Annotated in this window: 13 protein-coding genes; 1 reads left to right on the forward strand and 12 read right to left on the reverse strand. The window is 65.4% G+C overall.

Features of this window, described 5'->3' with window-relative positions:
- Window positions 1-26: 26 nt before the first annotated feature.
- From K6V06_RS11665 to K6V06_RS11715, 11 genes are all read right to left on the reverse strand, one after another.
- A complete protein-coding gene (locus K6V06_RS11665) occupies window positions 27-569 on the reverse strand; it encodes a F0F1 ATP synthase subunit delta (RefSeq protein ID WP_222243582.1) in 543 nt (180 codons plus the stop codon).
- Window position 570: 1 nt separating this feature from the next.
- Entirely contained in the window at window positions 571-1,041 is a 471-nt protein-coding gene (locus tag K6V06_RS11670; RefSeq protein WP_222243584.1) for a F0F1 ATP synthase subunit B, read from the reverse strand.
- 98 nt (window positions 1,042-1,139) lie between these two features.
- Window positions 1,140-1,406 (reverse strand): F0F1 ATP synthase subunit C, encoded by a 267-nt coding sequence (gene atpE / locus K6V06_RS11675; RefSeq protein WP_006579745.1) that lies wholly within the window; start codon window positions 1,404-1,406, stop codon window positions 1,140-1,142.
- Window positions 1,407-1,472: 66 nt separating this feature from the next.
- Window positions 1,473-2,336, reverse strand: coding sequence for a F0F1 ATP synthase subunit A (gene atpB, locus K6V06_RS11680; RefSeq protein ID WP_222243587.1), 864 nt, complete (start codon window positions 2,334-2,336; stop codon window positions 1,473-1,475).
- A gap of 232 nt (window positions 2,337-2,568) precedes the next feature.
- Entirely contained in the window at window positions 2,569-3,105 is a 537-nt protein-coding gene (locus K6V06_RS11685; RefSeq protein WP_370637453.1) for an ATP synthase subunit I, read from the reverse strand.
- A gap of 247 nt (window positions 3,106-3,352) precedes the next feature.
- A complete protein-coding gene (locus K6V06_RS11690; RefSeq protein ID WP_222243589.1) occupies window positions 3,353-4,285 on the reverse strand; it encodes a ParB/RepB/Spo0J family partition protein in 933 nt (310 codons plus the stop codon).
- Window positions 4,286-4,317: 32 nt separating this feature from the next.
- Complete coding sequence (locus K6V06_RS11695; protein ID WP_222243591.1) at window positions 4,318-5,100, reverse strand: ParA family protein; 783 nt, start codon at window positions 5,098-5,100, stop codon at window positions 4,318-4,320.
- 87 nt (window positions 5,101-5,187) lie between these two features.
- The gene (rsmG, locus tag K6V06_RS11700) at window positions 5,188-5,904 is read right to left on the reverse strand and encodes a 16S rRNA (guanine(527)-N(7))-methyltransferase RsmG (protein ID WP_222243593.1); all 717 of its coding nucleotides are present in this window, start codon (window positions 5,902-5,904) and stop codon (window positions 5,188-5,190) included.
- Entirely contained in the window at window positions 5,905-7,845 is a 1,941-nt protein-coding gene (mnmG, locus tag K6V06_RS11705) for a tRNA uridine-5-carboxymethylaminomethyl(34) synthesis enzyme MnmG (RefSeq protein ID WP_222243594.1), read from the reverse strand. It abuts the gene before it with no gap.
- A 243-nt stretch (window positions 7,846-8,088) separates the two neighbouring features.
- On the reverse strand, window positions 8,089-8,949 hold the full coding sequence (locus tag K6V06_RS11710; protein ID WP_222243595.1) for an N-formylglutamate amidohydrolase: 861 nt from the start codon (window positions 8,947-8,949) through the stop codon (window positions 8,089-8,091).
- A 3-nt stretch (window positions 8,950-8,952) separates the two neighbouring features.
- Window positions 8,953-9,942, reverse strand: a complete 990-nt coding sequence (locus K6V06_RS11715; RefSeq protein WP_222243596.1) for a tripartite tricarboxylate transporter substrate binding protein BugE — start codon at window positions 9,940-9,942, stop codon at window positions 8,953-8,955.
- 184 nt (window positions 9,943-10,126) lie between these two features.
- On the opposite strand from K6V06_RS11715, the gene K6V06_RS11720 reads away from it, so the two are divergent.
- Window positions 10,127-11,077, forward strand: a complete 951-nt coding sequence (locus K6V06_RS11720) for a LysR substrate-binding domain-containing protein (RefSeq protein WP_222243598.1) — start codon at window positions 10,127-10,129, stop codon at window positions 11,075-11,077.
- A gap of 55 nt (window positions 11,078-11,132) precedes the next feature.
- Here the strand turns inward: K6V06_RS11720 and K6V06_RS11725 are convergent, their stop codons facing one another.
- A complete protein-coding gene (locus K6V06_RS11725) occupies window positions 11,133-11,876 on the reverse strand; it encodes an ABC transporter ATP-binding protein (protein ID WP_222243600.1) in 744 nt (247 codons plus the stop codon).
- Window positions 11,877-11,881: the final 5 nt, after the last annotated feature.

Here is an 11,881-nt window from a genome sequence, read left to right on the forward strand (position 1 = left end):
TTCTTCAATCCGTCGCTGGCGCGCCGTTAAGCGGTCAGCGCGGCTTGCATCGCGGCCAGACGGGCGCGCACCGAGGTGTCGAGCACTTCGTCACCGACCTGGACACGCACGCCGCCGATCAGCGACGGGTCCACCGCCACGGTCGGAACCAGCTTGCGGCCGAACTTGCGTTCGAGAGAGGCCAGCAGGTCCTTGAGCGAGGCGTCCTCGATCGGGAACGCACTGGTGATCTGGACGTCGGCCGAACCTTCGCGCTGGTTCTTCAGCGCGTGGAACTGCTCGGCGATCTCGGGCAGCACGGTCAGACGATCGTTGTCGACCAGCAGCTGCACGAAGCGGCGAGCTTCCTCGCTGACCGGCGACTTCAGCACGGACAGGAAAAGCTCGACCAGCTTGTCGCCGGACACGTTCGGGTCGTCAGCGAGGGCTTGCATCTCGGGCGCAGCCGCGACCAGTCCCATCTCCGACACCAGTTCGGACCATGCACCCAGGTTGCCGGCGCTCGATTCGCTGGCGACGCGGAACAGCGCCTCAGCGTAGGGACGGGCAATGGTTGCGGTTTCTGCCATGTCAGAGCTCAGCCTTCAGTTGATTGAGCAGGTCGGCATGGACCTGCGCGTTCACTTCGCGCTTCAGAATCTGTTCTGCGCCCTTGACGGCCAGCACGGCAACCTGGTCGCGCAGTTCTTCGCGCGCCCGAGTGATCTGCTGATCCGCGTCGGCCTTGGCCTGCGCGATGATGCGCGCGGCCTCTGCCTGGGCGTTCTGCTTGATTTCGTCGGCGACCAGCTGGGCACGCTTCTCCGCGTCGGCGACGCGTTGGGCGCCTTCCGTGCGGGCCTCGGCCAGCGCGGATTCGACGCGCTTGTTGGCCAGTTCGAGCTCGGCCTTGCCCTTTTCGGCTGCCGCCAGTCCGTCAGCGATTTTCCTTGCGCGTTCGTCGAGCGCCTTCACCAGCGGCGGCCAAATGAATTTGGCAACAACCCACCACAGGATGAAGAACACGACCATCTGCGCAAAAAACGTTGCGTTCAGATTCATGGTGTGTTCCTTTCGGTAATAAAACTACGGATAAATGCGCAAAGGCGGCCAGGCTAGTGGCCTGCGCCGCCCGTCAGCATCATGCAGACCGAAAAGATTTACTGGATGACGGCCAGCAGCGGGTTGGCGAACGCGAACAGCATGGCGACACCGACACCGATCAGGAATGCTGCGTCGATCAGACCAGCCAGCAGGAACATCTTGGTTTGCAGCGGGTTCATCAGCTCGGGCTGACGAGCGCACGCTTCAATGTACTTGCCACCCATCAGGGCGATGCCCAGGCAGGCACCGATAGCGCCCAGGCCGATGATGATGCCGATACCGATGGCGGTCAGACCCTGGATGTTGGCGAGAAACTCTTGCATGACGACTCCTTAGATTGAGAGAGACTTGAAACCAAAAAACCAAAAAACGAGAAACTAAACCGGAAATCAGTGCGCGTCGTGCGCCTGGCCCAGGTACACCAGGGTCAGCATCATGAAAATGAATGCCTGCAGCAGCACGACCAGGATGTGGAAGATGGCCCAGGCGGCGCCTGCGAGCACGTGGCCGACGAAACCCAGGGCCGACAGATCGGCGCCGAAGGTCCACATCGAGCCCAGCAGCGCGATCAGCAGGAACACCAGCTCGCCGGCGTACATGTTGCCGAAAAGTCGCATGCCGAGCGACACGGCCTTGGCCAGGAATTCGATGATGTTCAGCACCAGGTTGAACGGGGCCAGGTACCACTTGGCGCCGAACGGCGCGGACAGCAGTTCGTGGGCGAAGCCGCCTGCACCCTTGATCTTCAGGCTGTAGTAGATCATCAGGATCAGCACGGCGAACGACATGCCGAAGGTGCCGTTCAGGTCGGTGGTCGCCACCGCCTTGTGGTGGGGCAGATGCACGCCGAACACGCCCAGCAGCAGGTTCACGCCGTGAACCCAGTCAACCGGGATCAGGTCGATGGCGTTCATCAAGGTAATCCAGCAGAACACCATCAGCGCCAGCGGAGCGATCCACGAGCGGTCGCCGTGGATGATGCCCTTGGCCTGGTCGTCGACCATCTCGACGACCATTTCGACGAAGGCCTGGAAGCGGCCCGGCACGCCGGGGGTGACACGACGGGCGGCCATGTACAGGAACAGCACGACCAGCGCGCCGCACAGCACCGACCAGAACACCGTGTCGTAGTTCATCACGCTGAAATCGACGACGGAGGCCTGCTTGCCGCCGACGGAATTCAGGTTTTGCAGATGTTCGGCGATATAGCCGGAAGGGGTAAGCGCGTTCTCGGCGCCCTGAGCAGTTGCCATGTCGATTCGAACCGTATATTGCGAAACCTTTGTTACCGTCGCCCTCGCCATGGGGCGCTCGGTATGTTTCTTGCGCCGCCTTCGGCCGAAAGGCCGGTCACCGCAGCGCAAGCTCGTTATTACCGTGTTACTCCGGCGCCGTCACCGTGTGACGCACCAGAATGAAACCTGGGATACCGCCCTGGGCCGCGCGCGCACAGCCGTTGTGCAGCGCCGCCTTCCCTTCGGGCCGCTAGCGAAGCGCCAGCGCGACCCAATACGTCTTCAGTGCAAGCAGGAACGTGACCAGCATCGGCACCCAGCGCAGATCCCGGTACAGCACCACCACCAGCACGAACAGCGCGACGGTGGCGAACACCTTGATCGCCTCGCCAACCACCAGGCCGCCGACGGAGGTGCGTTCCCGCGCCATCCACAGTCGCAACGCGAAGAAGGCGCTCGGCACGAAGCACACCATGCCGCCGAACCAGGCAGACCAGCCGTACGGCCCGGCCTCCGGCCCGAACACCGCCCAGGCTGCCGCGGACAGCAGCGTCACCACAACCTGGATCAGCACCACGCGCCCCGGCGTCATCGTTGACGGCCGCAGGGCGCGCTCCCCGAACATCGATACCGCCTGCTCGCGCGTGATCGGTTCGGCGGCCGGAAAGTCGTCGGCCCGCTCCTCGTCCTGCCAGTCGTCCTGCCAGTCGCTACGTCGCTCGCTGCGGCCCGTTCCGCTGGACCTTTGCTCGCCCGGGTGATTGCTTCCGCCTTGGGTCACTGCCACCCTGCCTCGCTTCCTGTAAACCGGGCTGGCAACATGGTTTCCCGCCCTGATTTCAAACCGCACGATTTTACGGGGAATGCTCTTTGCGAGTCAATCTGCCTTACAGATGCCTTGCACGGCGATGCGGCGCTGACACGCTGCATCGCGCTCACACATCCATAGGGTGGCGGGAAAGGCGCGGGACGACAATGACCTGCCAGGTCATGAGGAGCGGTGCGAGAAAACCCCGCGCCGTGCAGCTCGAGGTCTAGGCGGCCTGCTTGCCGTCGGCGCGCACGCGCAAGCGGTTCAACACCTCGTCCAGCGCGTCGTTGCTGGCGAACTGGATGGTCAGCTGCCCCTTGCCGCGCGCGCCCTGCCGAATCTGCACCGGCATGCCGAGCGCGTCCGACAGTTCTTCCTCCAGACGCGCCACATCGCGCGAGCCGCCGCCGGGCTTCTGCTTCAGCGCCTTGCCGTCCTCGGGCTTGAGCGTGGCAGCCACCAGCTTCTCGGTTTCCCGAACCGACAGCCGCTTGTTGACGATCTGATTGGCAAGGGTGATTTGATGCGCGCCGTCCACCGCGAGCAGCGCGCGGGCATGGCCCATGTCGAGGTCGCCGGCCATCAGCATGGTCTGGACCGGCTGGGCGAGATTGAGCAGCCGCAGCAGATTCGATACGGCGCTGCGCGAACGCCCCACCGCTTCGGCCGCCTGCTCGTGGGTGAAGCTGAATTCGCGGATCAGGCGCTGGATGCCCTGCGCCTCTTCCAGCGGGTTCAGATCCTCGCGCTGGATGTTCTCGATCAGCGCCATCGCGGCGGCAGACTCGTCCGCGACCTCCTTGATCAGCACGGGCACCTTGTCGAGCCCGGCCAGGCGCGAGGCGCGGAAGCGGCGCTCCCCCGCGATGATCTCGTAGCGGTCCGGCTCGGCCACGCGCCGCACCAGGATCGGCTGCATCAGCCCCTGCGCACGGATGCTGGCGGCCAGCTCCTGCAGCGCGCCTTCGTCCATTCGGGAGCGCGGCTGGTATTTGCCCGGCTGCAGCTGGTCCAGTGACAGGACCGTGGGCGCGCCCTCCTGGCGGGCCGCCTCGACGATCTCGGCGGGGCCGCCCAGCAGGGCTTCCAGGCCGCGTCCGAGGCCCTTTTTCTTGACGGCGCTCTTGGCCGCAGCGGGAATCTTGGCAGTGCTCATGCGGTTTCCTTGCTCCTTGACGGCCGGAGGGCTCAGCTCAGTTCGCCCAGGCTGCGCACCCGGGCAATCATTTCGGCACCGAAATCGAGGTAGGCCTTGGCGCCCTTCGATGCGGGGTCGAAGGTGACGCCCGGCATGCCGTACGACGGGGCCTCGGCCAGCCGCACGTTGCGCGGGATCAGCGTCTTGAACACCTTGTCGCCGAAATGCGCCTCCAACTGGGCCGACACCTGCTGTTGCAGCGTTACACGTGGATCAAACATCACACGGAGCAGGCCGATCACCTTCAGGTCGCGGTTCAGGTTGGCATGCACCTGCTTGATGGTGTTGACCAGATCCGACAGGCCTTCCAGCGCGAAGTACTCGCACTGCATCGGCACGATCACACCGTGCGCCGCGCACAGCCCGTTCAGCGTCAACAACGACAGCGACGGCGGGCAATCGATCAGCACGAAATCGTACTCGCTGGCCACTTCCGCCAGCGCGTTGCGCAGGCGCCGTTCGCGCTGGTCGATTTCGACCAGTTCCACTTCCGCCCCCGCCAGCTCGCGGTTCGCGGGCAACACGTCATAGCGGCCTGACTCCGAACGCTGGCGCGCCTGCGCCACCGTCGAGAATCCGACCAGCACCTGATAGACGCTATGTTCCAGCGACTGCTTGTCGATACCGGAACCCATCGAGGCGTTGCCTTGCGGATCGAGATCGACCAGCAGCACGCGCTGGCCCTGCGCGGCCAGCCCGGCGGCGAGGTTCACCGTCGTGGTGGTCTTCCCTACCCCGCCCTTCTGGTTTGCGATCACGAATACCTTTGCCATTCTCTCCGCCGCTCCTCGCTGTCGTTCGACTGCCGGTTTCCGCCGGCCAGCCCTGCTCCCCTGCCCTGTCTTCGATGCCTTGCTGCGTCAGGGACCATCGCGCCGCTTCAGCACCACGAGGTGTCGCTCGGCGTCCAGTCCGGGCACGGTGATCCTGGGTACGGCCTCCAGTTCCCACTGGTCCTCCAGTCCAGCCTGCGCCATGCGCTCCAGCTCGGCGTGCGGGTACACTCCCTTCATCGCCACCAGGCGGCCACCGGGTGCCAGCAGATGGCCGGACAGCCGGATAAAGTCGCCGAGTTCGGCGAAGGCGCGCGAGGTGATCACGGCATAGCCGCATGCATCCTCCAGCTTCTCCACCGGCCCCCAGTGCGCGGCCGCGTTGGTCAGCCGCAACTGCGCCCTGCATTGCGTCAGAAAGGCGGTCTTTTTCTGCACGATGTCCACCATCAGCACGCTGAGCGAGGGCTCGGCAATAGCCAGCGGCAGGCCTGGCATGCCGCCGCCCGAGCCGACGTCCAGCACCCGGGCCCTTGCCCCTTCGGCCACGCGCCCATCCCGCGCGTTCTGCGCGAGCACCGGCACGGCGGCCAGCGAGTCGAGCAGATGGTGGCTCAACATCTCGTCGGGATTGCGGATCGCCGTCAGGTTATAGGTGGCATTCCATTTGCGCAGCAAGCCGAGATAGGCGAGCAGCGTCTCGACCTGGGCGGCGGCCAGGTTCAATCCCAGCGCTTCCAGTCCGGCTTCCAGGCGCCGACGCTGGCCTGCCTCATCGACCGCTTGTTGTCGGTACCCGGCCACTCAGGCAGCCTCCAGCCCGTTACCGGCCTTGGCCCGGCCCAGCCCCTTCTTCTTCAGGTGTACCAGCAGCAGCGAGATCGCCGCCGGGGTCACCCCCGAGATACGCGATGCCTGGCCCAGCGTCTGCGGGCGATGCTGGTTCAGCTTCTGGCTGACTTCGAAACCCAGGCCACGGACTTCCGTGTAATCCAGGTCTTCCGGCAACCGGGTCGATTCGTTTGCTTCCAGCTTGCCGACCTCGGCAGCCTGGCGAGCGATATAGCCGTGGTACTTGATGCCGATCTCGATCTGCTCGCGGATCTGCCCGGCCTGCAGGGGATCGTCCGCGAGCGCCGTCTCGGGCGCATAGCGCCCGCCCTGCACTGCCACCAGATCCTCGTAGCCGACGCCCGGTCGGCGCAGCAGATCGGCCAGGCTGTACTCGCGCTCGATCGCTTTGCCCAGCAGGGGCACGGCATCTTCCGGCGGCAACAGGGACGGGTTGACCCAGGTGCTGCGCAGCCGTTCTGTTTCACGTGAAACAGCGTCCCGCTTGCGGTTGAACGCTTCCCAGCGGGCGTCGTCGACTACACCCAGCTCCCGACCCACTTCCGTCAGTCGCATGTCCGCATTGTCCTCGCGCAGGCTCAGCCGGAACTCGGCGCGGCTCGTGAACATGCGGTACGGCTCGGTCACGCCGCGGGTAATCAGGTCGTCGACCAGCACGCCAAGGTACGCCTGGTCCCGGCGCGGCGCCCACGCGTCGCGTTCCTGTGCATACAGTCCCGCGTTGATACCGGCCAGCAACCCCTGGGCCGCGGCTTCCTCGTATCCGGTGGTGCCGTTGATCTGGCCGGCGAAAAACAGCCCGCCGATGGCCTTGCTCTCCAGCGACGACTTCAGCGCGCGCGGATCGAAGTAGTCGTACTCGATGGCGTAGCCCGGCCGCAGGATATGGGCGTTCTCCAGGCCTCGAATCGAATGCACCAGGTTCAGCTGCACATCGAAGGGCAAGCTCGTCGAGATGCCGTTCGGGTAGAACTCGTTGGTCGTCAGCCCCTCTGGCTCCAGGAAAATCTGGTGGCTTTCCTTGCTGGCAAAGCGATGGATCTTGTCCTCGATGCTGGGACAGTAGCGCGGCCCTACCCCTTCGATCACCCCCGTGTACATCGGCGAGCGATCGAGACCGCCTCGGATGATGTCGTGGGTACGGCTGTTGGTATGGGTAATCCAGCACGGCAGCTGCTGGGGATGCTGCTCGGGACGACCAAGGAAGGAGAACACCGGCACCGGATCCAGATCGCCGGGCTGCTCTTCCATCGCCGAAAAGTCGATGGTGCGCCCGTCTATGCGCGGCGGCGTGCCGGTCTTCAGACGGCCCTGCGGCAGCTTCAGTTCCTTGAGCCGCGAGGACAAGGTGACCGCGGCGGGGTCGCCCGCTCGCCCACCTGTGTAGTTGTCCAGACCGACATGGATCTTTCCGTCGAGGAATGTGCCGGCCGTCAGCACGACGGCCCGCGCGCGGAAGCGGATGCCGACCTGGGTCACCGCACCAACCACCCGGTCACCTTCGACCATCAGGTCGTCCACGGCCTGCTGGAACAGCATCAGGTTAGGCTGGTTCTCCAGGCGGGTGCGGATGGCCTTGCGGTAGAGCACTCGGTCGGCCTGGGCGCGTGTCGCCCGCACGGCGGGACCCTTGCTCGAGTTCAGGATCCGGAACTGGATGCCGGCCTCGTCCGTAGCAGCCGCCATGGCGCCGCCGAGGGCATCGACTTCCTTGACGAGATGGCCCTTGCCGATCCCGCCGATCGAAGGATTGCAGCTCATCTGCCCCAGCGTTTCGATGCTATGGGTCAGCAGAAGCGTCTGACATCCCATCCGGGCGGCGGCAAGCGCGGCTTCCGTGCCGGCATGGCCACCGCCGACGACGATGACATCGAATTCTTTCGGGTAAAGCATGGGGGTTACCTCCTCCGGGAGGCAGATGAGGGCAAACAGGGGAAGACCGGATTATACCGGTTATCGTTCCCTGGCTTGGGGGATGCCACCCGCAAATGTTGTTTCACGTGAAACAAGAATTCGCTTACCCATTGTGGTCGCCACTTCTGCCTGGCCTTCCCCCCAAGTCCTGTTTCACGTGAAACAAAAAAAGGGCCGGTCTTGAACCGGCCCCTTCTCCCCCAGGTAGAACCCGGCAGCGACTCAGGCCGCTACCTGGTTCCGCAGATAGTCGCGCACCTTCTGCAGCAGCCGCCCCATATCGCGCTGGACGGTAGCAAAGCCACTGTTGCGCTCCCGTGTCCGCTCATCCATATACAGCGGCCGACGGATCTCGATCTGCAAGCTGTGCCGAGCCTCGGCCGGGCGGCCGATCTGGGCGATCAGCTGCACGCCCTTGTAGGGGTCGTTGCGCGCCACGCTGTAGCCCATATCGCGCAGACCGCTCTCGATCAGGTGGACGAACTCGGGATCGCAGGTGGTGCCATCCCGGTCGCCCAGCACGAAATCGGCGAGCGGGTGCGGACTGACCTTCTTCAGACGCTCGTACGCGTTGTTCGGCATCGAATGCAGATTCAGATGCCACACCGCGCCGAAGCGCCAGTGGCTGTCTTCGACCGCCTTCGCCAGCGCCGCATGGTAGGGACGATAGTAGGTATCGATCCGGTTACGAACTTCGGCGATGGACAGCTTGCGGTCGTAGATTGGCGTAGCGGCGTCGATATTGCGCCATATCAGGCCGAAGCCCAGCCGCGTCTTCTCGCCCGGCGCCAGCGGCTCGGGCCATTGACCGTCCAGCAGGTCCGGATCCAGATCGTCCAGCATCCGGTTCGGATCGATATAGACGCGGGGGAAGTTGGCGGCCACCAGCGTGCCGCCCACCGCCGGTACCGCCTCCCACAGCGCCTCCACATGCGTATCCTCGCCTTCGCGCAGCCGGGTGGCCGGCGCCGCCGCATGGAAGTCCGCCGGGTAATGCGTGCCGCTATGCGGCGAATCGCAGACCAGCGGCAGCGCCTCGCCTTCCGGAAGGCGCAGGACAAAAGGTTCGAAGGCGTTCGGCATGGTTCAGTCCAGGCTGATCTTGGCGGTCTTGGCGACGCGCGAATACCGGGCCATGGCCTGCTCGATCTGCGCCTTGAACTCGTCCGGTGTGGTCGGAACCGGGGTGCCTCCCGATTCGGCGATCTTCTTCTGGAAGTCCGGATTCTGGATCGCCTTGTGCACCGCCTTGTTCAGTCGGTCCACCACTGCCGGGGGCGTACCCGCCGGCGCGACGATACCGAACCAGCCGCCCTCGCCCATGTCCTTGAAGCCGAGTTCGGCATAGGTTGGCACGTCAGGCAGCTGCGGCGAGCGCTTGGCGCCCAGCACCGCCAGCGCGCGCAGGCGGCCACCCTTGACGTGCGGCAGCGTCGACGACAGGTTGTCAGTGATGGCGTTGACCTGGCCCGCGACCGCATCGTTCAGCGCGACACCCGCGCCCTTGTACGGCACATGCAGCAGCTCGATGCCAGCCAGCGACATGAAGTTCTCGATATTCACGTGGCCCAGCGAGCCGGTGCCCGGCGAGGCGAAGCTGTACTTGCCCGGATTGGCCTTGGCCAGCGCGATGAATTCCTTCATGGTCTTGGCCGGCACGCTCGGATGCACCGCGAAGACGCTGGGAATGGCGACCACGTTGCTGATCGGCGCAAAGTCCTTGATGGGGTCGTAGCTCAGCTTCGGGTACACCGCCGGGTTGGAGCCGTGGGTGCTGACGGTGGCCATGCCGATGGTGTAGCCGTCCGGCTTGGCGCGCGCCACTTCACCCATGCCCAGCGAGCCACCCGCGCCACCCTTGTTCTCCACCACGATGGTCTGGCCCAGTTCACGGCCGGCGTACTCGGCGATCAGACGGGCCGACAGGTCGGTCGAACCGCCGGCAGCAAACGGCACCACCAGTCGCAGCGGGCGCGACGGATAGTTGTCGGCAAAGACGGCACCGGCGGGCAGCACGGTGGCGGCAGCGGCGCAGGACAGCAGCAGACGGCGACGAGTGGAAATGGCTCGGGACACGGATCTTTCTCCTTGGTTGTTGTGTAGGTGCGCCGCAGGGCTGCGCAGCTCGGCGGAGGACCCGCTGGGGTACCCCGGCCGAGGCAGCCAGATGCGGCATGCGTCCAGAGTGTCAGCCGTTTACCGGGCGATGACAAACGACTATATTGCACTTTTGCATGACTTAACGTCATCCTCGACCAGCATGCGGCTGCACTCCCCTTCGATGTCCGAACTGCACGCGTTCGCGGCGGCTGCCCGCCTCGGCAGCTTCACGCGCGCCGCCGAACAGCTATGCGTGACGCAGGGTGCGATCAGCCGCGCCATCGCCCGGCTGGAAGCGCATTTCGGCCAGCCGCTGGTGCGGCGTAATGCGCATGGGCTGGTGCTGACGGCGGCGGGAAGGACGCTGCTCGAGGCGGTGCTCGAACCGCTGGCGGCAATCGAAACCGCCAGTGCCGCCCTGCTGGCCGGCGACCGCCAGCATCACCTGACCTTGTCCGCGGTGCCGACGCTGGCCAGTGTGTGGCTGGTACCCCGGCTACCCGACTTTCACAGGAAGCACCCGGATATCCGCATCGACTTCGTGCCCTACCGGCGCGACGAGGACTTTTCCGGCGCGGCGCCGGATGCGGCGCTGCTCGCCGGCTCTGCCACCAGCTGGCCGAATCTGCACGCGGACTACGTGATCGGGAACGAGATGGTGCCGGTATGCCACCCGGAGCGGGCGCGGGCACGCCGGGAGGTCGGCGCCTGGCTGTCGCCGGCGGATCTGCTGTCGGAGCCACTGCTGTATCACAACAATGCGCCGGCCAATTGGCAGCACTGGTTTGAAGCGGCGGGCGTGCCCCATGTGAAACCGGTGCTGGCCCGTGGCTTCGATCAGGTATCGATCCTGGTGCAGGCGGTGAAGGCGGATATGGGCATTGCCGTGCTACAACGTTGCCTGGTGCGCGACGAGATCGAGGCGGGGCGAGTGGCCGCGCCGTTCGATCTGCCCATCCGGCTGACGCGCGGGTACTTTCTCTGTACGCCGCGCGAGCGGCAGCATCATCCGGCGCTCAGCCGGTTCCGCGCGTGGCTGCTGGAAACGGCGGCGCAGGATCCGGACGTGGTCCGGGTTCGCGAAACCGCCATCGATAAACGAGACGAATAGCGGCGGCGCTCCAGATCGCGCCGCTCTTCGTCCCGCAAATGCCAACCGCCGCCGTTTATGCCGCCTTGCGCGACAGGCCCAGATAGGTCTCGATGACGCGAGGATCGGCCGCCAGCTGCTGCGCGGGTCCCGCCATCGCGATCTCGCCGGTTTCGATCACGTAGCCGTAGTCGGCCACCTGCAAGGCGGCGCGGGCGTTCTGTTCGATCAGCAGCGTCGCCACGCCGGTCTGGCGCAGGTTGTTGATGATGTGGAAGATTTCCTTGACGATCAGGGGCGCCAGTCCGAGGCTCGGCTCGTCCAGCATCAGCAGCGCGGGCTTGGCCATCAGCGCCCGCCCCACCGCGAGCATCTGCCGCTCGCCGCCGGACAGCGTACCCGCCTCCTGGCGCGCTCGCTCGCGCAGACGCGGGAACAGCTCCAGCACCACGTCCATCTGGTCCAGGAAGTTCTTCTCGCCGGCCTTCTTGCGCCGGAACGCGCCCAGCCGCAGGTTGTCTTCCACCGACATCGACGCGAACAGCTCCCGCTTTTCTGGCACCAGGCACATGCCGCGCGCCACGCGGCCCTCGACCGGGATGCCGGCGAGATCGTGCCCGAGGTAGGACACCAGGCCGCTCGCCGAGCCGTTGACCGGCAGCGCGCCCATCAGCGCATTGAGCATCGTCGACTTGCCGGCGCCGTTCGGGCCGATCACCGTGACGATGCGGCCCGCCTCGACGCTCAGGCTGGCGCCGTGCACGGCTTCCACCTTGCCATAGCGCACATGCAGATCGCGGACTTCGAGAATGACGCTCATGTTCG

The sequence above is a fragment of the Cupriavidus sp. AU9028 genome, assembly GCF_019795295.1.
Lineage (GTDB): Bacteria > Pseudomonadota > Gammaproteobacteria > Burkholderiales > Burkholderiaceae > Cupriavidus.